This is a genomic window from Psychrobacter fulvigenes, from assembly GCF_904846155.1.
Taxonomy (GTDB): Bacteria; Pseudomonadota; Gammaproteobacteria; order Pseudomonadales; family Moraxellaceae; genus Psychrobacter; species Psychrobacter fulvigenes.
This window is the reverse complement of record NZ_CAJGZP010000001.1, coordinates 885377-907203: the sequence shown is the minus strand read 5'-3', so window position 1 is coordinate 907203 and position 21827 is coordinate 885377. Positions and strand designations below refer to the sequence as shown.

The window sequence follows — 21827 nt, the reverse complement described above, 5'->3', positions numbered from 1 at the left end:
AAGTGTTATGAATATTTATACAAGTGACTGGAATGAATTTTGCGAAGCCTTTGTCTCGCTTGCGCACAACAAGCGAGTAAAATTTGTACCAGTCACGCTATAGCATTTTTAAAATAAACCAACCGTACAAGGCTACTGAAGTAAATTTTGCACATCCTCTGTCAGCAGCACCACAGCAAGAAGCGTTTTTACCAACGACACAATGTCTGTTTTAAAGTAAACGGACTATGGATGGCTGCACTAAATCTATACTAATAAGCAGGAGCACATTATGACTAATACAATAAATCCTACAGACCAAATGCCTACAAATGATTCCACTTTGATATCATTTGACCACCTCATTATCAATGCCAATCTTGCCACCTTTTCAGCACAATACGGGTTTGATATTTATCGCGACAACCAAAGCGCCAATCAAAGCAATGATCAAAATAAAAGCACCCCTTATGGTCAGTTAGAAAACGCCGCTATCGGTATCAAAGACGGCAAAATTGCATGGGTTGGTACGCATGAGCAAATAAAGCCGCATCTTACTCATTATAAAAGCGATCAAATCAAAGATGTTTACGGCAACTGGGTCACGCCCGGACTCATCGATTGTCATACCCATATCGTTTATGGCGGTAACCGCAGCAACGAGTTCGAAGCGCGATTGCAAGGTGCCAGTTATCAAGATATCGCGGCACAAGGTGGCGGCATTGTCTCAACCGTTAGCGCCACCCGCGCAGCGAATGAGGAAGAATTGTTTGCGCAAAGTGAAAAACGCCTGCTCGCGCTCATCAAAGAAGGCGTGACCAGTATCGAAATCAAATCTGGCTATGGACTGGATTTAGAAACTGAACGTAAAATGCTGAAAGTCGCCCGCGCGCTCGGCGACAAACACAACATTCATGTTAGCACCACTTATTTGGCCGCCCATGCGTTACCGCCAGAGTATAAAGACAATGCCGATGCGTATATCGAGCAAGTTTGCCAGTGGTTACCAATCTTGCATAGCGAGGGCTTGGTCGATGCAGTCGATGGCTTTTGTGAAAACATCGCCTTTACTGCTGAGCAGATTAAGCGCGTCTTTGAAGTCGCTCGTTCATTAGACTTACCAGTTAAGTTGCATTCCGAGCAGTTATCAAACATAGGCGCTAGTGCTTTGGTAGCAGAATACCAAGGACTATCAAGCGACCATCTTGAGCATTTAGCAGAAGACGATATTAAAAAAATGGCCGCAAGCAACACGGTAGCCGTGCTATTGCCAGGTGCTTTTTATACTTTGCGTGATACTAAGCTGCCACCGATAGAAGCATTGCGCAAACATCAAATTCCGATTGCCGTTTCAACAGATTGCAACCCCGGCACTTCGCCATTGACGTCGCTGTTATTAGCGATGAATATGGGCTGTACATTATTTTATCTCACTACTGAAGAAGTATTGGCAGGGGCAACTGTTCATGCGGCACAAGCGTTAGGTCTCGCCAAAAAAGGCAAAATAGAAGTGGGTTACGATGCTGATTTAGCATTATGGGATATCGCGCGCCCTGCTGACCTTGCTTATCAAATAGGGCTAAATCCTATTAAAGGAGTAATGTATCAGGGGCAATGGCGTTAGTAGAGTTTCTATTAAAGCTTGTGCCGAAAATAAATTAATGTTATACCAAACCCAAAATATATAGTATAATCCACTTATGACTATACCAATACATAACCTAGAAGACCATGACTTTGGCAAACACTCAAAGACTGAGCGCAATCCCAGAGCCCGACTACGCCTGCTCATCTTATACCAATATAGTATAGGCAAAGCCACCAACGATATTGCCAAAGACCTCTGCATACATCCTGAAACTGCCAGACGGACATTGAAGCGATATTATGAACGAGGACTTGAGAGTCTCTACGATCGTCATCGTCGAGGTCGTCGCAGCAAATTGGCAGAAGCAGACACAGCCGCTTTTAAAGCCATGATAGTCTCTGAACAAGAAAAGCGCGCTGGCGGTCGTCTAACCGGCAAAGACATTCAGCAATTGGCTAAAGAACACTACAACGCTCACTACACCGTTAACGGTATCTACGAGCTACTCAAGCGTATTGATATGAGTTGGATAAGTGCTCGTAGTCAGCATCCAAAAGCCGACCCACAAGCTCAAGACGCTTTTAAAAAAACTTTATAGCACAGGTTAAGGCGTCACTGCCTACTGATGTGAGCCTAGATCAAGTGGACATCTGGTTTCAAGATGAAACTCGAATAGGACAACAAGGCTCATTGACCAGAGTTTGGCATTACCGCGGTGGGCGACCTCGACTGATCAAGCAGCAACAGTTTCATTCCGCTTATCTGTTTGGTGCCTTTTGTCCAGCGACAAAGAAGGCTGTCGGCTTAGTACTGCCTTTCGTTAATAAACACACCATGTTATTGCATATGCAAGAGATTAGTAAAGCCGTTCCAAAAGGACGTCATGCGGTGGTGGTGATGGACGGCGCATTATGGCATCAACCAAGCTTGAATCAGGCTAATGTCACTATGCTTAAACTACCGCCTTATTCACCTGAGCTCAATCCCTCTGAGAGAGTATGGCAGTACCTTAAGCAAAATGAGCTATCTAATCGTTGTTATGACAGTTATGAGGCTATTGTCGATGCCACTTGCTTGGCTTGGAATAATTTGCTTAAACAGCCACAAAGAATTCGGTCGTTAACTGCTCGTACCTGGGCGCAACTTTAATTGTTGGGTTTGGTATTATTTTCGGGCTATTGATGTCATTTGCTTACCCAAAAAAACCTGCTAACAGGATTAGCAGGTTTTTATGATTGATAGGCGCTGATTTATCTCTTGATTTTACGCTCAAATTCTCGGCCTGTTTCGGCATTGATTTTAAGTTCCATAATTTGGTCGCCTCTTAACCTGTCTACCTGATAGTAGGTAGGATGTCGAGGATAATCTTGACTGTGTATGAATTCAATGCCCAAAACAAGGCTATCGGCTCGATCTTCTACGGTATTAATAACATCTTTAATATTTATCTTTGCTCTTTTTTGTCTTTCGTAGTCATCTGCCTCACTGTCATCTAGACTATCGGTATCCGTATCAACCACTCGAGCCGTGCGCGCGTCGACTTTTACTTTATATTCAGCCTTACCATCAGTAAACTCAAGATCATACACCCCACCGCCACTGGTAGAGTCGTTGTCTTCATAGTCGAAGTCTGCATTGATTAGGATGACAGAAACATCATCAAGAACATCTCTTAGAGCCACACTAACCGCCTGTCTTAAGCTAATCTTGACAGATTGAGCGGCACGTACTTTTGCTGCTGAAACGGCATGAGCAGTGGTACTAATCACACCTGTGCCTAAAGCTAGAGCCAGACAAGTTCCTAGTGTAGTGACTTGAAGGCGCTTCAATGTCTTATTCATCGTTTTCTCCTTGATGAGACTATTATCCTTATACCTTACAAACAGTATGGATTTATATTTATTTTACGATTAAATAAACACAGCTTTGGGATATAAAAGTATCTAAATGTAGCAATATGTACTAAAAACATTCTATGATTAATAGGGTTTATTGAATGTTAGAATTTTAATTTGTACGATTTTACTTAGGGTCTGTTGAACATTCACAAATGAGCACTGCTGATAGCTAAAACCGATCTAGTCTAAGTAAAAACTGTAGGTAATGCTCATTGCATTGGTTAGATTTTTATAACGAATAGAGCGATTTTAGCGTATTAATACCATTTCCAAAAATTAGAGTAACGCGGAAAACTTGTGCAAGTACTACACCTAGTAGACTTAGCAAGTTTGACAAAGTTAATCGCACTTTTTGGGTTTGGCATAATTTATATTTACAACACAAAAAAGCCGCTTCCATAAACATGATAGAAGCGGTTTTTTTGATAAAGCTATTATAAAGCAGGTATGAATATTAATTGCTCAACTTACTTATGCCTTGATAATTAACTGTATCTTGATAGCAATCTGAGTGCCGATCAAAGGTATTAAGTATTTTAGTTCAAAATACCATACGCGCACAATGCATCGGCCACACGTTTGAAGCCTACGATATTTGCACCTGCCATATAGTCAATATAACCATTATCTGTTTGGTTATATTCCTCTGAAGCATCAGCTGCACAGTCATGAATATTTCTCATGATATTTTTAAGACGCAAATCTATTTGCTCAAAGGTTTTATACTGACGTACTGAGTTTTGTGACATCTCAAGTGCAGATACTGCCACACCGCCAGCATTGGCCGCTTTACCTGGTGCATAATGCACGCGGTGCAGACGGATATGATCAACGGCATCAGCAGTCAACGGCATATTAGCGCCTTCGACAACATATTTGATACCGTTTTCGACCATAAGCTTGGCATCATCTTCATTGACTTCGTTTTGCGTCGCTGATGGGATAGCGATGTCGCCTTTAATATGCCATGGCTTTTGCTTAGGGAACCACTCACCACCATATACGCCGACATAATCAGCCAATGGCTTACTGTCTTCTTTTTGCTTCTTTAGCCAATCGATTTTTTCTTGATTGAGACCCTTTTCATCATACAAGGTACCTTGCGAATCAGAAACAGTCACCACATGACCACCCAACATACAGACTTTTTCAGCAGCATGCAGTGAGACGTTACCAGCACCTGAGATGAGTACTGTTTTCCTTCGATATTTTCGTTTTGGGCTTTTAGCATGTTTTCTAAAAAATAAACCGCACCATAACCTGTTGCCTCAGTACGCATCAAACTACCACCAAAGCCTACGCCTTTACCTGTCAATACACCGCCATATTCATGGGTTAGGTTCTTGTACATCGCAAACATGTAGCTGATTTCACGGCCACCAACACCGATATCACCAGCTGGCACGTCAATGTCTTTGTTTACATAATGGTGCAACTCGCGCATGAAGGCATAGCAAAAACGGCGAATTTCACTGTCAGACTTCCCTTTAGGATCAAAGTCTGAGCCACCTTTACCGCCGCCCATTGGCAAGCCCGTCAAGGCATTTTTGAAGATTTGCTCAAAACCCAAAAACTTTAAGACTGATTGGTTGACAGTGGGGTGGAAACGAACACCGCCCTTATAAGGACCTAAAGCGTTGCAAAATTGCACCCTCCACCCACGGTTTACCTGAACTTCACCTTTATCATTTTCCCAGTTGATACGAAAACCAATGACACGGTCAGGCTCTACTAAACGCTCAAATATTTTGAATTCTTCATACTCAGGATGGGCTTCATATAAAGGTGCAATGGTAAGCGCGACTTCTTTCACGGCTTGAACAAACTCAGATTGATGCGCATAGCGTGCTTCAATATTTTCGATGGCCTGGCTGATACTCATATAGCTTCCTTAACGATAATACAGGTGGTGTTGCTGGATCACATCCGCACAATATCGTATTACTCTAAATAATATTGTCGATGCATGATTACGGATGCTTTTATGCGTTTAGTACATAAAAACAGGCGGGATTGGATCTTGACAGGCTAAGGGGCTGAGCAGCCGCGATGGCGCATGGTGAATAACCATATCACTCTTAAGCTTCTTACATATCAATTTAAAACTGCCGATTTTGCATGGATTGAGACAGTATTACATAGATCGTGCAGACAGTGAGCAGCTTTATCATAGGATTAGATACAACTCGTTACTTAACCCATCCCATTTAATTTACCTTGCTGCTCAAAAAAGTCAATCCCATATTGCAATATAAATGCTACTAATTATGAATGGCTATAGGTATAGACGAAATGCAAAAAGTCTCTATCCTCAGCATTTAGTCGCTTATATAGTCCATAAACTAATATGAACGGTATTAAACATAGCTTAAAAGGCATAAAATCGTTTTATTTTTAAAAAATACTTTGGTTTAGCCATATCAATATAATCAGTAAGGTATTATAATGCGAATCTTAGCACTATAGCTTTTTTATAGTTTTATCAATATATGGTTTGTATCCATTCAATAATAAATTATAGAGACATCACATGCGTACAGATTCTTTCCAACAAATTTTAGAAGACCTAAACAGCTCATCAGCAGATGTTGAAGCATCATCTCTAATCTCAAACGATGGTTTAATGATTGCTTCAGCATTGCCAACAGGAATTGATGAGGATCGTGTTGGTGCTATGTCGGCAGCCTTACTGTCTTTGGGTGAAAGAGCAGGTCGTGAGCTGGTTCGTGGCAGTATTGATCGCATTATGATTCAAGGTGAAAAAGGCTACGTCATCATGACTTCAGCAGGTAAAGAAGCTGTACTAACGATCTTGGCAAAACCTAATGCCAAACTTGGCCTTATCTTTCTAGATATTAAGCGTGCTTCAGAGGCGCTTTCAAAACTTATCTAACAGACAAACGTCAGGATTATTCAGTAAAGCTATTAAGTAGTAACAAATAAATAGCGACCAAAAACTGATGATTTGACTTAAATATAATAACAATTATAGGAGATTATTATGTGCTCTCCAATTCCTGATGCACTTAGTCCTGATATGCCAGCTGAGCAAATCACTCTGACCTATTATGATGGTACTTCACGCACTGTCTATGATACTGATATCGAACGTCCCTACCCTGATGGCAAGCTCATTGTTTCGCGTACAGATTTAGATGGTGTTCTGACCCATGTCAACGATGCCTTTGTCGAGATTAGTGGCTATAGTGTGGACGAGCTCATCGGTCAACCACAATCTATTTTGCGCCATCCTGATATGCCAAAAGCAGCTTACAAAGACCTGTGGGATACCGTAGAAGCGGGTCAAAAATGGCATGGCTATGTCAAAAACCTATGCAAAGATGGCAGCCACTATTGGGTTTATGCCACTGTAGTGCCTAATGTTCGTCGCGGTGAAACCGTAGGCTATACGTCTGTACGTCGTAAGCCCTCTCGCAGCAAAATCGAAGCCGCTATTGTCCAATATGCTGACATGAAACAAAATGAGGAAGATTAAATCATGACGACACACAATATGTTAATCGCTCCTGATTTTTCGCCCGAGCGTTTTGCAGGCTGGCACATGTTCAACACTTTGATTCAAAAGCGCGCCAATCTAAATATGCACCTAAATATCCCTGCCTCACATGCCGAGCAAGAGCAAGTGATTGGCACTGAGGACATTCAGGTCATTTATGCCAACCCTTTTGATGCAGCGACACTTATTCGTGAACAAGGCTACCAAGCGGTTGCCCGCCCTATCGGTAAGTCCGATGAGATGGTGATTGCTGCTGCCGCAAATAGCGACATCAATAGCTTAGAAGACATCAAAGCTGGTGCAACCGTTGCTATGGCAGATAACCGTGATGTTAAGCTGATTGGTTTACGCTTACTAGAGGCCGTTGATATAGAAGAGACTGATCTTAACTGGGATGTCACAGAGAACTATCAAGCTGCCGCTCGAAAAGTTATCAAAGGTGATGCGCAAGCCGCTTTCTTTTTGGCAGAGGTATTTCACAGCTTTTCACGCTTAACCAAAGCCCAGCTATCCGTGCTTATCGAAAGTGACCTCGCTGATATTAGCCATGTCCTACTCATCAAAGAGGGTTTTCCTGATACCGAAGTATTCATGGATGCCATTCTTAATTTGCATAACGATGAGGATGGTAAAGAGGCGTTGGCCGAGCTTGGTATGCCTCAAGGGTTTGAGGCAATGAATGAAGAAGACGCCGAGTTTATGATTGATTTGATGCAAACCTTACTCGACTAGACGCTTATTTGCATCTTTCTGCAACTTGCTTAGTTAGGTCATGACCTGTCGCAGCGCAGTAGCAACAGTGACATGACCTAAAGGACTCTATTATGCCTGACATAGATCTTATCAAAGAAAATGAGAGGGAAGCACGCCGCGTGTTTCGCTACTATTCGCGCAAGATTTTTTCAGCACCCAATAACCGCTACTACCACGAACAGCGTATCAATGCGGCTTTGTTACTGAATGAAAAAGAGCCTTTGCAAGGCGCTGTCGCTGACTTTTTCTTTGGCTGTTGGTATGATATACCTTATGATATTAAGAGTGTGTTTGCTCGTATCCAAGGTCGTCTGCATCCACAGATAGAGCAAGCTTTTCATAATTGTATTAATAAACTTGATTACATAAGACACAGCAGTGAGTTTGCGACACGCTGGAGCGTACTGGTCACGCCATCCCTTAACGTACAAACTCATCGACTACGTATCAGTAGCGATGATGCTAAAGAGATCGCCAAAAATATTACCAACGAGCTGATGAGCGCGCGTGATGCAGGTGATTGGAACATCATCGAACAAGTTGAACGTGAGTTTTTTGCTCATTGTCTGGCTTGTAATGATCGTCTGGCCTTTTCTATTGTTTGGTTTCGCTTAGGTAAAAGCGATTGGCAGTTTGATGAGCGCTGGAGTCATTGTCAACGACAGCTAGAGCAGATTGATACTGAGCATCAAGCAGAAAGTGAACCCTTAAGTATAAACTAAGAAAATAACACATCGCCCTTATGGCCTGGTTTTTGCATGTTCATAGATCATAGATTATTTTTCTTTTAACGACTTACAAGGTAGCTCTCATGTCCACGTCTCACAAAACGTATATTACTCTAACTCCTGCTGGCGTGTTTGAAGCATTTTCTCAAAGTGAGCCAACTGACATGCAGCTGGCACTACAAGCTCTATTGTCAGGTCGGGAGACCTTGCTCGTAGCAGATTGGCTGGAAAGGTACTCAGAGCTTTGGTTAGAAAGCTTCGTTGAGCAAGGATTTATTGAAAAGCTATCGACCTTCTTGCCAGCGCCCAATCTGCCACTTGATCAGTTTTTGCCCTACGTCGTGGCAAGCTTATCAGGTAAGCGCCGTGCGGCTATTGCCTCAGATGAAGGGTTTTGCTTAGCACGTATTGGTTATACTCAAGAAGAAGCCGACATGCTCAGTGTGGCAGCGGCAGATTTTTCTGGTTTTATGATACGTCAAAAGCAGCGCGGCTGGGCAATTGAAAGCCAAGCGATATCATTCTTTCAGCAAGTAGATCTGCTCATTCCTGAGACCAGCTTTGTGTTCTTATGGATTGACGGGAGCGGCTATGCTCTCATCATCGATGGCGAACCCTTGACCAATAATCGTGCCTTTATCGAATTGATTTGGGCTCTGAAAACCTCTGGGCTTAAGTTTGATAGCTAGAGCTTACTTTCTGCTCATAACCAGCTTTCTATAACCAACTGAACCTATCGTGCATCTGTCACAAGACCAGATGCACTTGTATTTTTATCACCTCAGCTTTCACTTCAATCACTTTTGCATACTCTCCGCTCTACAATCCTCTCTACAGTTATTTTCTCTAAAACCTAGCCATTCTATGAGATTCCCCCTCAGTAATACTCTTAATGATAATATCCTACTAAGTAACAATAACTCACCAAGCTATCAGGCATACTGGTATTAAACCAATCTCACTTTTTTATATAAACTATTAACTCATCTTTCCTCTAACTCCTGATCGTGGCAACCTTTGCCAAACCTTGCACTTTTGCTTATTTTTTAGGATGGTTTATGACTTCGCTAACTACTGTGCGCGTGCGTTATCAAACGATTGAAATTGGCAATACAGACATTCATATTTGTACCCTGCGTGACAATCAACAATTCAGTGACCCAGATGATGAGGCGCTAAATTTGGGCATTTGCTCGGCTTCTTGGCCATTGTTTGGCGTCATTTGGCCCTCAAGTTTGGTGCTTGCCAATCATATGCTCGACTACGATATTGCAGGCAAACGTATCTTGGAGGTTGGCTGCGGCATGGCATTATCTAGTTTATTGCTCAATCATCGCCACGCGGATATCACAGCGACGGACTATCACCCAACGGTCGAGTACTTTTTGGATCGTAATACCACGCTCAATAATAATAAAGAAATTAACTTTGAGCGCTTAGACTGGAGCGAGGACAACAGTAGCCTTGGGCGCTTTGATATGATTATCGGTAGCGACTTACTCTATGAAGATCAGCATATCGATATATTGGCGGCATTTATTGAGCGTCATGCGTTGCCAAAATGTGAAGTGATCATCGTTGACCCCGGTCGCGGACGCAAAAACAAGATAACGGCAAAGATGGTTGAGTATGGCTTTAGCAGTAAACACGTCAAGCCTGAGGATACTACTTATCTAGATCAGCCTTTTAAAGGACATATTTTGACGTTTTCTAGGTCTGATAAATAACTCATATAAAGTAAATAAATCTAATTCAACCCTTGGTTTGCGCTAAGTTTCTCCTATGTTTTCTTTTATATACTAAAACCATCAACACAAATGCTGTTATTAATAAACAGTCATATTGATTAACGTTAAAAGGATAAACACTATGAAAAACTTATCAACGTTTGGCAAATCTATGGTTATGGCGCTAGGTATCGCAGGACTCGGCACAGCTAGCATGATGACTGTACAGGCTTCTACCAAGAGCCAAGGCAGCGAGGCAATGGCTGCCGTGCAAAGTAAAGTCAGCTTTGAGCAAGCCCTTAATATCGCGCAAAAAACCGTCAAAGGTGACATTGTCAGTGCTGAATTTGATCAAAACGATTACTCAGCAGGCGGTAAATATGAAGTTAAAGTCATTGCCAATAACACCGAATATGAAATAGATATCGATGCTGATAGCGGCAAGGTATTAAAGACCAAGCAAGAAAAGCTTGATAATAAAGACATAGCAGAATACAAAGCCATGAAACAGGCTAAGGTTAATCTAAATCAAGCGATGCAAACCGCGGCTCGCAGCGTCGGTGGCACAGTCTTTGAAGCCGAGTTCGATAATGATGATGGTCAATCCGTGTATGAGATCAAAGTCGCCAAAGGCAATCAAACCCACAAGGTCATGATTGATGCCATGACTGGCAAAGTGATTAGCACACGCTTAGACAACGACGACTAGCACTACAGTCAGCGAGACTTTCATAGCTTACTTCTGTTATAACCCTACTCAACAAAGGCTCTAAGCGTTACTATGGTATCGGTTAGAGCCTTTTTTATGGTTAAAAAAATATAAAAACGTAAGGATACTTTATGCGAGTATTACTGGTTGAAGACGATTTGATGATTGGTGAGAGCTTGAGTGAAGCATTACAAGATGAGACTTATATCGTCGATTGGGTCAAAAATGGCCGCCAAGCTATTCTGACCTTAAAGGTGCAGCCTTATGAGATTATTTTATTAGATTTAGGCTTACCTGAGATTGACGGTATGGGAGTATTAACTGCCATTCGAGATGCCAAAATCGATACACCCGTATTGATTATAACAGCGCGTGATGATATCAAAGATCGTATCGCAGGGCTCGATTCAGGAGCAGACGACTACGTGGTCAAACCCTTTGAGCTTGGGGAAGTATTTGCCAGAATGCGCGTACTCATCCGCCGTGCACAGGGTAAAGCCGACAATCATTTAACCGTGGGTAATCTGAGCTTAGATACCACCAATAAACGCGTGATGATGAACGCAGCGCCTATCGATTTGACCGCAAAAGAGTACATGCTGCTGACCAAGTTTATGTTATCGCCCGAAAAGGTGATGTCAAAGACTGAGCTAGAGGACTCGTTATACGGTTGGGGCGGTGAGGTCGAGAGTAATGCGGTGGAATTTTTAATTCATAGTTTAAGAAAAAAACTTGGACAAGCTAGGATTAAAAATGTCCGAGGTCTGGGCTGGTATATCAGCAACAATACTGCTAATAGCAATGCTACTAGTAACAGTGACGCCAATCATCCTAGGGCTTAATCTATGTCAGCTATGCGCCAACTCTTTAAGTCTATGCAGTTTCAGCTGATTTTTTGGTCAGTGTTAGCGCTACTGCTCTTGGCAATAGTCGCAGGCGGCTATGGGTTTTGGTATAACTATAAAGAGCTAAACGAGTTTCAAGATGACAGCCTTGAGAGTATGTCGGCACTCATCGAACAAACCATTCATCTCGGTGCAGTAGATAACAATACTCTGCTCGAATCCAATATTCACTTTGATACCGATGATGAGGATGGCAGCATAACGGTTGATATTATCAATACCAAACTGACAATGCCAGTAATCAATTACTCCTCTCATAATAGTGACAATAACGATGATGGTGATGTTAAGAACAAGGACAATATTAGGTCTCACAGCGACGAAGACTATGATTACATTACTGTTGAAGATCTACCAGCCATCCCCGTAGGTATCAGCACCAAAGTTATTGACGATGACACTTGGCGCATCTATCGTAACGATAGCGCTGACAATGTGATTATTGTCCGTCAGCGCACAGAGTTTCAGGATGAGCTTGCCAAGTCCAGCGCCCTACAATCATTTTTCCCTCTCATTATTGGCATGGCCTTTTTGACATTATTATTGCCATTTATTACGTGGCACATGCTAAGGCCGGTACGCCAATTACGCCATGACATTGATCAACGCCGTGAGAATGATTTGACACCCCTGCCCATCGATAATTTGCCTACTGAGCTATCACCGTTTGTGGCATCTTTAAATAGGCTACTTCTATTAGTACAAACCAGTATCGAACGTCAACAGCGCTTTATCGCCGATGCTGCCCATGAGTTACGTTCCCCACTGACCGCCATCTCATTACAATTACAAAGATTGCAGCGCATTAGCAATGATACAGTGATGACAGAGGGTTTGGATAAGCTTGCCATGCGCCTAAAGCGCAATCAGCAACTGGTCGAGCAGCTGTTAACGCTCGCACGTGTTGGCAGTCTCAATGATCATATTGATAGCAGTAACATTGAAAACCGCCCACTCATCTCTGTCAAAGCGGTGATCGAAGAAGTCATCAGTCTATTGATTCCCATCATTGATAATAAAAATATTGAGCTGACTGTTCATCTATTGGCTGATGAGCAAGTAAATATAGATGAAACCTCATTATTATTAGTGATTAAAAACATCATTCAAAACGCCATTGTCTATACGCCTGATCATGGTCAAGTAGCGATTAAGCTGTTTCATCTCACATCTGAATTCATACAGACGGATAACGATTATATTAATAATAAGGATGATAATAAATTTGGTTTAGGCCGCCATGTGATTCACTCTGGTGCAGCACCTATCGCCAAAAAATCAGATAAAACAAGCAAATTAGACAAACATAGCAAAGCCAGTCGCTGGCTTGATAATCGACTTGCCCTGCAAGTTATGGATACTGGCCGAGGGATCAGTCCTAAAGATTATGAGGCTATATTTGAGCCTTTTGTGCGTCTCAGTCACTCTAACAAACCTTCAGACACCTCTGCCTTTATTAATGACAATTCTAATTTAATAAATAAAGACTCTCGCTTGATGCGCTCAGACAGTGCTGGTGGCAAGACGGAGACTATTGACGGTACTGGCTTAGGATTGTCTATCGTAAAATCCATTTGCGAACAGGTAGGCATTGACGTGTTTTTGAGTGCATCAACTCTAGAGAGCGTGAACGTTCAAGACAGTACTGGCTTATGTGTAACTTTGGTGTTTACAGATTAAACTCATTAGGACGCGACTTTATCCTCAGAACCTTATCAATGACATAGGCTAAAAAGATGCCGCTCCTATTAGGAGCGGCATCTTTATTTTATAACGCTAAATTCAAAACCAATATCGTTAGTTACTACTTTTAAAAAGTATCTCTTAAAAATGAATAACCGTACGAATACTCTCACCTTTATGCATCAGATCAAAGGCTTCGTTGATGTCCTCTAATGGCATAGTATGAGTGATAAAGTCATTTAATGGGATATCACCTTGCATATAACGATCGACGTAGCCTGGTAATTCGCTACGGCCTTTGACGCCGCCAAATGCTGAACCTTTCCAGACTCGACCAGTCACTAGCTGGAATGGACGGGTTGAGATCTCTTGTCCTGCACCAGCGACACCGATGATGACCGACTCGCCCCAGCCTTTATGACAGCACTCAAGCGCTGAACGCATGACATCGACATTACCAATACATTCAAACGAATAGTCTACGCCGCCATCAGTCATCTCAACGATGACCTCTTGGATAGGCTTGTCATAGTCTTTAGAATTGATGCAATCAGTCGCGCCAAGCTTTTTAGCCAACTCAAATTTATCTTCGTTGATATCAATACCGATAATACGACTGGCTTTTGCCATTTTTGCACCGATGATAGCGGCGAGGCCAATACCACCAAGGCCGAAAACAGCAACGGTAGCTCCTTCTTCAACCTTAGCGGTATTCATAACCGCGCCCATGCCGGTGGTCACGCCACAACCTAGCAAACAAACTTTTTCTAACGGTGCTTCTTTATCCACTTTAGCTAAAGAAATCTCTGGTAATACCGTATATTCAGAGAAGGTTGAGCAGCCCATATAATGATAAATTGGCTCACCGTCTTTATAAAAACGCGTGGTGCCATCTGGCATCAGGCCTTTACCTTGCGTCTCGCGTACGGCTGAGCACAGATTGGTTTTACCTGAAGTACAGAATTTACAGACGCCACACTCTGCGGTGTATAAAGGAATAACGTGATCGCCGACTTGGACGCTGGTCACGCCTTCACCGATTTGCTCAACGATACCACCGCCTTCATGACCCAAAATTGCTGGGAATACGCCTTCTGGATCTTCACCAGATAGCGTGAAAGCATCGGTATGGCAAACGCCGCTGGCGATAATTTTTACTAATACTTCGCCTTTGCGTGGCAGCATGACATCCACTTCTTCGATAGATAGTGGCTGGTTTGGGCCCCAAGCAATGGCGGCTTTCGATTTAATAAATTTATCTGACATAATATTCTCTCTTTTTAATGGATTTATCGCGTATTGAAGACAGACCTATTCAGCTTATATGGCTTATTTAGTATAGGCAAGCGGCAGTTGTAGCAGCTTGTAAGACGTTTAATTTTATACTGACCATTATAGTTGTTTCTGCTGTGATAACAATGTGCTATATTTGCAAATCTCTTTTACACAGTGGTAATAATCATGCGCTGGGATGGCATTAGTGAGTTTGTTTACGTCGCAGAATACGAGAGCTTTACGCGTGCTGCAAAAGAATTAGGGATATCCACTGCGCAAGTGAGCCGCCAAGTAAGCGCTTTAGAGAAACGTCTCAATATTAAATTGCTATATCGTACAACTCGTAAGGTAACACTGACTGAAGAAGGCCGCGTGTTTTATCAGCATTGCCGCAGTGTCCTTGATGGCTTAGACGCCGCTGAGCAAGCCGTGAGTAATCTGCAATCCAAACCGCAAGGCAGGATTAAACTGACCGCCCCTGTCACTTATGGCGAACAGCAACTATTGCCTCTGGTCAATGACTTCATGGTGCAATATCCTGATATCGAAGTAACGGCATTTTTGAGTAATCAGAAAATTGACTTGGTTGATGGTGGCTATGATTTGGCCATTCGCATTGGCAAATTAAGCGACTCAACGATGATGGCAAAAAACTCAGCCGTCGTACCAACTTCGTCTGCGCTGCGCCTGCTTATCTCAAAAAATACGGCACACCATATACGCTAAGCGAGTTGAGTGAACATAACTGTCTGCTTGGCACCCGTGATTACTGGCACTTTATAGAGAACAATAAAAAAGCGGGTAAAGAACGAAACATGCGAGTGTCTGGTACTGTGCAATATAACAGCGGTCACAGCCTAGTCGATGCGGCATTAAAAGGTTTGGGTATCGTGCAGCTGCCTGATTACTATGTGCAGAGACACTTGGCATCAGGTGCACTAGTTAGCTTATTGGATAACTATAGAGAGCCTGAGGAAAGCATTTGGGCCGTCTACCCGCACAACCGCCACTTATCCCCAAGGATTCGTTTGCTGGTAGATTATCTAACAGAGCGTTTGGTTTAGCGTGGCGGCTTTGGTAGCCAAACCCACGCCAAGCAAACCCATGACAAGCTTCGGTCATTAGCTCATTAACCATCCTGCCATTAACAATATTAACGGCTAAGAACGCTGCAGTGACCGCTTATACATTTGCATGAGCGTTGCAAACTGTTCAGGCGTTAAGGTGTTGCGGACGTTCTTAAGACATTCATGGCGTAGATTCATATGCGCCATCTCAGTTTCGCTGATACGGTGCATCAGTGCCGTCGTCGTTGCATCATCAGCGCCTGTCATCATCGCTGTGCGCAACTGCCCACGCAAGGCTTTTTCATTAGCCTGCAGTGCCATACGGTTTTTCATAGCCATCTTGCGATAATCAGCAAACACTTTTACTTGTGCAGGCGTTAACGCCAGTGCATCTGCTTGACCAACGATGAATGGCATTAACTCTACGATAGGAAAGCTGCTATCGGCATCGACACTCAGCCCAGTATCTGCAACCGGAGCTGCCAACAGGTCTACTGAAGATTGCGGCGAAGCTGGCATATGTGCCGTGTTGTAAGTCGGTATGGTACTCTGACACGCACTTAATGATGCGCCTAGCAATAAGCTACTTGCCACTAACAATACTGGGGCTTTCAACGACTTCAATCTATTGACACCTTGCATCCTACTCTCCTAATGATTTGATTAATAAATAAAACATGATAAGCATAGGCATTATTCTGCTAGCCTAATTATGATAGATAGCACTGATAATTTAGTCTCTACGCTAAGCTCTATACTTAGTCGAACCCGCCAATCCTGTCATCAATGGCAGCAATACCAAGTAAGCATATACCAACAATGCGAGCACCGTCGCCAGATGAAACGCCCAGTCTACCCAGTAGCTCATGTCTGATAAGCCAGCTTTAAAAAATATCGGTAATGCAAAAAACCCAATAATCGCAACCACGATAGCCGACATAGCGGCCAGACGATAAGCGAGTCGCTTGCTTCTACCGACTGCAACCCAATACCCCCACGCCACCAGTAATATCAGCACTAATGCTATTACCAAGGTAGCGTTTTCTAGTATGGCTTCCCATAACATCATGAACGCTTGATTTAAAAGTAACATGGTCAATCCTTTGAAATTTCTAGTTTGTACACGACTCTCAACATAGTATGGATTATCGTAGGCTGTGGCTTTAGCCCAGCATTTTGCTTTCGCAAAGGTTTAAGCTGGGCTAAAGCCACAGCCTACAACAACATATTTAAGTAGTTGAGAGTCGGGTAGTTTATTTAACTCTGGTTTATGTAATAGTTCATATAATCATAACGCAATGACATTAATCATACTGCTATGCACTACTGACTCTTATAAAAGGTCAGACGCGGCCTTTGGCAACCGCCATATAGGCAGGTTTTAGCATCATCTCTTCCAAGAACCAAGCAAAGTAACTCTCTTTTAAAGGGTCAATCAAAGGGACGCTAGGAGTCAGGTTGTTTTCATAATCAAACTCAACCAACATCGCTTTACCTTCTTCTACTAGCATCGGGCAAGAGGTATAACCATTAAATTGTTGACTGGGCGCCTTACCCTGTATTACATCGATGAGGTTGTTCACCACTATCGGTGCGGAGAGTTTGACCGTTGCGGCTGTTTTTCCTTTTGGCGTGCCATTGATATCGCCAGCACCAAAGACATTGTCATAAATCTTGTGTTGTAGTGTATATTTATCGACATCCAGCCAGCCTTTGTCATTAGCCAGCGGACTATTCAATACGCTATCTACTGCAAACATGGGCGGCACGACATGAATAAAGTCATAATCCTGACGAGTCTGCTTGCCAGCTTCATCAGTGAAGTAAGCAGCTTTAGCACCTTTATCGATGGCGGTTAAACGCTGATGAAAATTGGTACCGATTGGTGGATCATATGATGCCCAGCGCGACAGTACGTTTTCATTGACCAAAGGCACACTAAAAACTGTGCCATGAGGACTAAAAAACTGCACATCACTGTCTTGACGTGTGCCCGCTTGAGTAAGCCTATCATGCAGCATAAAGGTCATTTTTAGTGGTGCTCCAGCACACTTCATATCGGTATGTGCAAGAGTCATCACCGCACGTCCACCTTTTTGGCGGAACTCATCCATCTGCTGCCATGTCTTTAGGGCAACCTCTGGACTGGGATACACACTCCCGATACCGTCAGAGCCTATATCTTCTGCGATGTCCAGACCCTCAATGGCCTCAAAACCCAATCTTAAACCAGTGGCTATCACCAAATAATCATAGCCAATGTTTTTGCCACTGTCGGTCACGACTTGATTACTATCGGGTAAAAACTCACGGGCGTTTTCTTGTACCCAGTCAATGCCAGCAGGTAGCAAGTCAGCGTTACTGTTGATAACTTTATCAGCGCTCTTCCACACACCAGTCGCCAACAGCGTGTAACCAGGCTGATAATAGTGATTTTTACGGCCATCTAACAGCGTTAGCTTGGCATTGGGTAATTGGCGGCTCAAGCGATTGGCAACTGCCAACCCTGCGACGCCAGCACCTACGACTACGATACTGGGGCTGTCTTGATGAGTGGGTAAGCTTGAGCACCCTGTCATCGCCATACTACCTACGACTGCCCCACCTGCTACCCCAGCACCAATGAACTGACGACGGTTAAGACCATTTTTTGACTCAGTCTTTGGATCATGACTGGTCACTTGGCTTGATATATTTGATAAATCATTAAAAAGTCTTTTCATAGTACTGTCCCTAGCTGCTTAAGCTTACCTTCACCCAAAAAACATATTGCCATTCAAAGCACCTAATTCAAAGCACCTAACTCAAGATACTTGATTCAAGGTACTAAGCACTAACCAAAATCAACGCCATCATGTGGTCTGACAGTTGGCTTGCCAGCTTCAATCCATGCCTCAAAACCGCCTGCAATCGAAACCACTTGCTTATAACCCAGCACTTCTAGTGACTGTGCGGCCAACGCTGCACGGCCACTGGTTTTACAATAAACTAAGATGTTTGTATCAGCCCCTTTAATAGCAGGTAGGTCATTTACTTTGAACTCTAATACGCCACGTGGTACTGATAGCGCTCCTGCAATATGACCTGCTGCATACTCAGCTGGCTCTCGTACATCAATCACTATATCGGCTTTGCGACAAGCATCTTCTGCTTGTGCCAATGATACTTCAGTAATTTTCTCTTTAGCAGCGCTTACTAAGTCATGTGCGGTTTTCATCATAAATCCTCAAAATATGGTGGTTGAATCACTACAGTTAAAAAGCGGTATATTGATAAGCTATTATTTATAAATACAACAAAATATCTAATAAGTACAATCAATATTCAATCTATAGGACACAACGCTGTCAGTATCTAAATAAAATAAAAGTGCATATATTAAAAATAATATGTCATTTAGTATAATATGTCCACAATATTTCACATATATTAATATATTTATTTGTATATCGTATTAATTAGAGACAATTACTTCCATAGCAATAGATGGCGAGTACCACAAGATCAATGTAAATCGTATAAGATCTGCTTTACAAGCATTGAGCTGTCGATATGAAGGGAGCTAGCAGTTTGGCAGAAGTTTGGCCATTTTTGGCCCATTTAAAAGCTAATTTTCAAATTGAGGATACATCCTGATATGAAGAAGTCGTAACCAAATAAGCAAGTAACTTAGCTGCTCATTACGATAATTCAGCACTGGCATCGAAACAACAATAGGTAATGATAAATAGCCTTCAGAATAAATAAGTCTATCTACACATTTAAAGCTGAAGTTTGACTGGTAGCAAACCCCTATCCATTCACAATGTTTACAAAAAACCTGAGCGTTCGTTCAACTTATATTTGAACGAACGCTCAAAATGATTTATAGTGGTGTTTGTTGACGGATTTAAGCAAATATTGTCATCTAATTTGAGCAATCACTCAATTTTGGTAATCATGCTTAAATGCATATAAACCACGTAACTTTTATACTCACAATAAGGATTTTACATGACCGAATTTACTTTACACGACAAGCAAAGCGCACCAGCAGATAGCAAAGAGCTGCTTGATGTTTCTATCAGTGCCTTTGGTATGGTTCCAAACTTGCATGCTGTGATGGCAGAAGCACCTGGGCTATTAGAAGGTTATCAGCGTCTGCATCAGCTGTTTTTGGACAGCAGCTTTGACGATGAAGAGACCACCGTCGTGTGGCAAACCATTAACGTCGAGCATGAGTGCCATTACTGCGTGCCCGCTCACACAGGTATTGCCAAGAGTATGAAAGTCGATGATACCATCACTGATGCCCTGCGTAACGAGACGCCATTACCGACTAAAAAGTTAGAAGCCTTACGTAACTTCACGCTCTCTGTCATCCGTGGTCGTGGTAATGTTGATGATGACGCTGTACAAGCATTTTTGGATGTAGGCTTTAGCAAGCGCCAGATTTTAGAAGTCGTGCTTGCTGCCGCGCAAAAGGTTATGAGTAACTACACTAACCATTTGGCCAACACACCAATTGATAAGCCATTCCAAAAGTTTGAATGGCAAAAAGCAGACTAAAAGCTATTGATACAAAAAACAAAGGAAGAGATTATGACCAATCCACAAACCCCACTCAGAATAGACATCGTATCAGACGTTGTCTGCCCTTGGTGTGTCATCGGTTATCGACAGTTGGCACAAGCACTTGAGCAAACCAATACTGCCTATGAGATACACTGGCACCCGTTTGAGCTAAACCCTGACATGCCAGCCGAGGGTCAAAACCTGCGTGAGCATATTATGGAGAAATACGGCTCGAGCAAGCAAGAGTCCGATGCAAGCCGAGCTAGAATGAATGAAGCGGGTAGCGAGGTTGGTTTTGAGTTCAACTTCACTGATGACACACGTATGCACAATACTTTTAATTTGCATCAGCTTTTGCATTGGGCAGATCAGCAAGGGCGCATGCATGAGTTAAAGCAAGCATTGTTTGCCGCGCACTTTACCAATAACAGAAATATCTCCGATAATACAGTGCTCGCCGATATCGCTGCAGAGATCGAACTGGATCGTAGCGAGGCACTCGCAGTGCTAGCAGATCAACGTTTTGCTAATGAAGTACGTACAGCGCAGCAGCAGTGGCGTCAGCAAGGCATTCAAAGTGTGCCTTCTGTTATTTTTAACCAAAAACACTTGGTTAGCGGCGCACAAGGGGTCGAGAATTTTAAAAGTATCTTGCAGCAGTTGTCAGAGCTACCAGAGTAATACCAAGCCCAAAAACAAACTGTTAAAATCTAGATATAAAAAGGGCTACTTGAAAATTCGAGTAGCCCTTTTTTATGTTTGACAAAACTTTAACGATTTTTCGTCCATTCAAAGTTGAATGTTTAACAGACCCTAATACAAATCCATTAGTCAGCAAGCGCGTCATTGCGCATTGCTTCTATAGAGGACGCCATATCATCTGCCAGCGCATGTACCGCAGCACTATCGACATCACGCTGAGCGAAGGCGCGTATCCCCATAATCTCAGCCTGCAGCCGACGTCCAAGCCTAGTAGGATCAAGCTCATCATCAAGCTCCCCTAGCCTCTGCGCTTCCACAAAACACTCTATAAAGCGCGCCTCCATGCCAGCCAACAGCTTTTCAACCTTTTCCAGTGCTGACTGCTCACGAGCCCCAAGCTCAAGCAAGCTTTTGACCAACATACAAGCTTGGCTCGGTATGTTTCGATCACGGATACCGCCAAGCTCTCGCAGATAAGCAGCCAAACCCAGTAAAGGCGATTCATGGCTGGCCAGTATGCGTTCAAGCGCTGTCAGTCCAGCTTGAGCATAATGATCAAGTGCTTCTTGAAACAGTCCATCCTTATTACCAAAAGCGGCATAGATACTTCCTGGGCGCATATCCAGTGCTTGTTCGATATCTTTCATTGAGGTGGCATGAAAGCCCTTTTGCCAGAACAGCTGTAGAGCACGCTCCAAAGCCTCTGAACGGTTATAAAGTGCGGTACGTGACATAATATATT

Annotated in this window: 23 protein-coding genes and 1 pseudogene; 16 read left to right on the top strand and 8 right to left on the bottom strand. The window is 42.9% G+C overall.

What is annotated here, in order from left to right; all coding sequences use genetic code 11:
• The first annotated feature begins 271 nt into the window (after positions 1-271).
• The 3 genes from hutI to JMX03_RS04025 all read left to right on the top strand — a co-directional run bounded on the left by hutI (position 272) and on the right by JMX03_RS04025 (position 2716).
• A complete protein-coding gene (hutI, locus tag JMX03_RS04035; RefSeq protein ID WP_227695269.1) occupies positions 272-1603 on the top strand; it encodes an imidazolonepropionase in 1332 nt (443 codons plus the stop codon).
• Between the two features lie 76 nt (positions 1604-1679).
• Positions 1680-2165 (top strand): winged helix-turn-helix domain-containing protein, encoded by a 486-nt coding sequence (locus JMX03_RS04030; protein WP_201594188.1) that lies wholly within the window; start codon positions 1680-1682, stop codon positions 2163-2165.
• 44 nt (positions 2166-2209) lie between these two features.
• Positions 2210-2716 carry an IS630 family transposase gene (locus JMX03_RS04025; RefSeq protein WP_201594333.1) on the top strand — a complete coding sequence of 169 codons (507 nt, stop codon included), beginning with the start codon at positions 2210-2212 and terminating at the stop codon, positions 2714-2716.
• A 101-nt stretch (positions 2717-2817) separates the two neighbouring features.
• Here JMX03_RS04025 and JMX03_RS04020 read toward each other — a convergent pair whose 3' ends face one another.
• Together JMX03_RS04020 and gdhA are read right to left on the bottom strand one after the other, a co-directional pair.
• Positions 2818-3408 (bottom strand): PepSY domain-containing protein, encoded by a 591-nt coding sequence (locus tag JMX03_RS04020; RefSeq protein ID WP_201594657.1) that lies wholly within the window; start codon positions 3406-3408, stop codon positions 2818-2820.
• A gap of 593 nt (positions 3409-4001) precedes the next feature.
• A pseudogene (gene gdhA, locus JMX03_RS04015) lies at positions 4002-5347 on the bottom strand (NADP-specific glutamate dehydrogenase).
• Positions 5348-5995: 648 nt separating this feature from the next.
• On the opposite strand from gdhA, the gene JMX03_RS04010 reads away from it, so the two are divergent.
• From JMX03_RS04010 to JMX03_RS03970, 9 genes are all read left to right on the top strand, one after another.
• The gene (locus JMX03_RS04010; protein WP_201575284.1) at positions 5996-6358 is read left to right on the top strand and encodes a roadblock/LC7 domain-containing protein; all 363 of its coding nucleotides are present in this window, start codon (positions 5996-5998) and stop codon (positions 6356-6358) included.
• A gap of 108 nt (positions 6359-6466) precedes the next feature.
• Positions 6467-6961: a PAS domain-containing protein gene (locus tag JMX03_RS04005; RefSeq protein ID WP_201594655.1), complete on the top strand. Its 495-nt coding sequence runs from the start codon at positions 6467-6469 to the stop codon at positions 6959-6961.
• 3 nt (positions 6962-6964) lie between these two features.
• The gene (locus tag JMX03_RS04000; RefSeq protein ID WP_201594653.1) at positions 6965-7714 is read left to right on the top strand and encodes a PhnD/SsuA/transferrin family substrate-binding protein; all 750 of its coding nucleotides are present in this window, start codon (positions 6965-6967) and stop codon (positions 7712-7714) included.
• 92 nt (positions 7715-7806) lie between these two features.
• Positions 7807-8457: a hypothetical protein gene (locus tag JMX03_RS03995; RefSeq protein WP_201575287.1), complete on the top strand. Its 651-nt coding sequence runs from the start codon at positions 7807-7809 to the stop codon at positions 8455-8457.
• A gap of 89 nt (positions 8458-8546) precedes the next feature.
• Complete coding sequence (locus JMX03_RS03990) at positions 8547-9152, top strand: hypothetical protein (RefSeq protein WP_201594651.1); 606 nt, start codon at positions 8547-8549, stop codon at positions 9150-9152.
• 369 nt (positions 9153-9521) lie between these two features.
• Positions 9522-10190 (top strand): class I SAM-dependent methyltransferase, encoded by a 669-nt coding sequence (locus JMX03_RS03985; RefSeq protein WP_201594649.1) that lies wholly within the window; start codon positions 9522-9524, stop codon positions 10188-10190.
• Positions 10191-10332: 142 nt separating this feature from the next.
• Positions 10333-10899, top strand: a complete 567-nt coding sequence (locus tag JMX03_RS03980; RefSeq protein WP_201594647.1) for a PepSY domain-containing protein — start codon at positions 10333-10335, stop codon at positions 10897-10899.
• A gap of 131 nt (positions 10900-11030) precedes the next feature.
• Positions 11031-11741, top strand: coding sequence for a response regulator (locus JMX03_RS03975; RefSeq protein WP_201594644.1), 711 nt, complete (start codon positions 11031-11033; stop codon positions 11739-11741).
• Between the two features lie 3 nt (positions 11742-11744).
• Positions 11745-13484 carry an ATP-binding protein gene (locus JMX03_RS03970; RefSeq protein WP_201594642.1) on the top strand — a complete coding sequence of 580 codons (1740 nt, stop codon included), beginning with the start codon at positions 11745-11747 and terminating at the stop codon, positions 13482-13484.
• Between the two features lie 144 nt (positions 13485-13628).
• Here the strand turns inward: JMX03_RS03970 and JMX03_RS03965 are convergent, their stop codons facing one another.
• Entirely contained in the window at positions 13629-14753 is a 1125-nt protein-coding gene (locus JMX03_RS03965; RefSeq protein WP_201594640.1) for an S-(hydroxymethyl)glutathione dehydrogenase/class III alcohol dehydrogenase, read from the bottom strand.
• A gap of 195 nt (positions 14754-14948) precedes the next feature.
• Between JMX03_RS03965 and JMX03_RS15395 the strand changes: the two genes are divergently transcribed.
• Both JMX03_RS15395 and JMX03_RS15390 read left to right on the top strand, forming a co-directional pair.
• Positions 14949-15488: a LysR family transcriptional regulator gene (locus tag JMX03_RS15395; RefSeq protein ID WP_265090449.1), complete on the top strand. Its 540-nt coding sequence runs from the start codon at positions 14949-14951 to the stop codon at positions 15486-15488.
• Positions 15386-15826, top strand: a complete 441-nt coding sequence (locus JMX03_RS15390; protein ID WP_265090492.1) for a LysR substrate-binding domain-containing protein — start codon at positions 15386-15388, stop codon at positions 15824-15826. Before JMX03_RS15395 ends, JMX03_RS15390 begins: the two co-directional genes overlap by 103 nt.
• Positions 15827-15922: 96 nt before the next feature.
• On the opposite strand, the gene JMX03_RS03955 is transcribed toward JMX03_RS15390, so the two are convergent.
• The 4 genes from JMX03_RS03955 to JMX03_RS03940 all read right to left on the bottom strand — a co-directional run bounded on the left by JMX03_RS03955 (position 15923) and on the right by JMX03_RS03940 (position 19046).
• Complete coding sequence (locus JMX03_RS03955; protein ID WP_201594638.1) at positions 15923-16471, bottom strand: Spy/CpxP family protein refolding chaperone; 549 nt, start codon at positions 16469-16471, stop codon at positions 15923-15925.
• A 103-nt stretch (positions 16472-16574) separates the two neighbouring features.
• Entirely contained in the window at positions 16575-16922 is a 348-nt protein-coding gene (locus JMX03_RS03950; protein WP_201575299.1) for a hypothetical protein, read from the bottom strand.
• Positions 16923-17172: 250 nt separating this feature from the next.
• Positions 17173-18552, bottom strand: a complete 1380-nt coding sequence (locus JMX03_RS03945) for an NAD(P)/FAD-dependent oxidoreductase (RefSeq protein ID WP_201594637.1) — start codon at positions 18550-18552, stop codon at positions 17173-17175.
• A 110-nt stretch (positions 18553-18662) separates the two neighbouring features.
• The gene (locus JMX03_RS03940) at positions 18663-19046 is read right to left on the bottom strand and encodes a rhodanese-like domain-containing protein (RefSeq protein ID WP_201594635.1); all 384 of its coding nucleotides are present in this window, start codon (positions 19044-19046) and stop codon (positions 18663-18665) included.
• Between the two features lie 776 nt (positions 19047-19822).
• On the opposite strand from JMX03_RS03940, the gene JMX03_RS03935 reads away from it, so the two are divergent.
• Positions 19823-20377 (top strand): carboxymuconolactone decarboxylase family protein, encoded by a 555-nt coding sequence (locus JMX03_RS03935; RefSeq protein WP_201594633.1) that lies wholly within the window; start codon positions 19823-19825, stop codon positions 20375-20377.
• Positions 20378-20410: 33 nt separating this feature from the next.
• The gene (locus JMX03_RS03930) at positions 20411-21064 is read left to right on the top strand and encodes a DsbA family oxidoreductase (RefSeq protein ID WP_201594631.1); all 654 of its coding nucleotides are present in this window, start codon (positions 20411-20413) and stop codon (positions 21062-21064) included.
• A gap of 146 nt (positions 21065-21210) precedes the next feature.
• Here JMX03_RS03930 and JMX03_RS03925 read toward each other — a convergent pair whose 3' ends face one another.
• Positions 21211-21819 carry a TetR/AcrR family transcriptional regulator gene (locus JMX03_RS03925; protein WP_201575303.1) on the bottom strand — a complete coding sequence of 203 codons (609 nt, stop codon included), beginning with the start codon at positions 21817-21819 and terminating at the stop codon, positions 21211-21213.
• Between the last annotated feature and the right edge of the window lie 8 nt (positions 21820-21827).

Excerpts from the sequence above, each read along its gene's own strand:
- hutI (WP_227695269.1), top strand. The coding sequence starts at position 272 with ATGACTAATACAATAAATCCTACAGACCAAATGCCTACAAATGATTCC.
- JMX03_RS04030 (WP_201594188.1), top strand. The coding sequence starts at position 1,680 with ATGACTATACCAATACATAACCTAGAAGACCATGACTTTGGCAAACAC.
- JMX03_RS04020 (WP_201594657.1), bottom strand. The coding sequence starts at position 3,408 with ATGAATAAGACATTGAAGCGCCTTCAAGTCACTACACTAGGAACTTGT.
- JMX03_RS04010 (WP_201575284.1), top strand. The coding sequence starts at position 5,996 with ATGCGTACAGATTCTTTCCAACAAATTTTAGAAGACCTAAACAGCTCA.
- JMX03_RS04005 (WP_201594655.1), top strand. The coding sequence starts at position 6,467 with ATGTGCTCTCCAATTCCTGATGCACTTAGTCCTGATATGCCAGCTGAG.
- JMX03_RS04000 (WP_201594653.1), top strand. The coding sequence starts at position 6,965 with ATGACGACACACAATATGTTAATCGCTCCTGATTTTTCGCCCGAGCGT.
- JMX03_RS03995 (WP_201575287.1), top strand. The coding sequence starts at position 7,807 with ATGCCTGACATAGATCTTATCAAAGAAAATGAGAGGGAAGCACGCCGC.
- JMX03_RS03990 (WP_201594651.1), top strand. The coding sequence starts at position 8,547 with ATGTCCACGTCTCACAAAACGTATATTACTCTAACTCCTGCTGGCGTG.
- JMX03_RS03985 (WP_201594649.1), top strand. The coding sequence starts at position 9,522 with ATGACTTCGCTAACTACTGTGCGCGTGCGTTATCAAACGATTGAAATT.
- JMX03_RS03980 (WP_201594647.1), top strand. The coding sequence starts at position 10,333 with ATGAAAAACTTATCAACGTTTGGCAAATCTATGGTTATGGCGCTAGGT.
- JMX03_RS03975 (WP_201594644.1), top strand. The coding sequence starts at position 11,031 with ATGCGAGTATTACTGGTTGAAGACGATTTGATGATTGGTGAGAGCTTG.
- JMX03_RS03970 (WP_201594642.1), top strand. The coding sequence starts at position 11,745 with ATGTCAGCTATGCGCCAACTCTTTAAGTCTATGCAGTTTCAGCTGATT.
- JMX03_RS03965 (WP_201594640.1), bottom strand. The coding sequence starts at position 14,753 with ATGTCAGATAAATTTATTAAATCGAAAGCCGCCATTGCTTGGGGCCCA.
- JMX03_RS15395 (WP_265090449.1), top strand. The coding sequence starts at position 14,949 with ATGCGCTGGGATGGCATTAGTGAGTTTGTTTACGTCGCAGAATACGAG.
- JMX03_RS03955 (WP_201594638.1), bottom strand. The coding sequence starts at position 16,471 with ATGCAAGGTGTCAATAGATTGAAGTCGTTGAAAGCCCCAGTATTGTTA.
- JMX03_RS03950 (WP_201575299.1), bottom strand. The coding sequence starts at position 16,922 with ATGTTACTTTTAAATCAAGCGTTCATGATGTTATGGGAAGCCATACTA.
- JMX03_RS03945 (WP_201594637.1), bottom strand. The coding sequence starts at position 18,552 with ATGAAAAGACTTTTTAATGATTTATCAAATATATCAAGCCAAGTGACC.
- JMX03_RS03940 (WP_201594635.1), bottom strand. The coding sequence starts at position 19,046 with ATGAAAACCGCACATGACTTAGTAAGCGCTGCTAAAGAGAAAATTACT.
- JMX03_RS03935 (WP_201594633.1), top strand. The coding sequence starts at position 19,823 with ATGACCGAATTTACTTTACACGACAAGCAAAGCGCACCAGCAGATAGC.
- JMX03_RS03930 (WP_201594631.1), top strand. The coding sequence starts at position 20,411 with ATGACCAATCCACAAACCCCACTCAGAATAGACATCGTATCAGACGTT.
- JMX03_RS03925 (WP_201575303.1), bottom strand. The coding sequence starts at position 21,819 with ATGTCACGTACCGCACTTTATAACCGTTCAGAGGCTTTGGAGCGTGCT.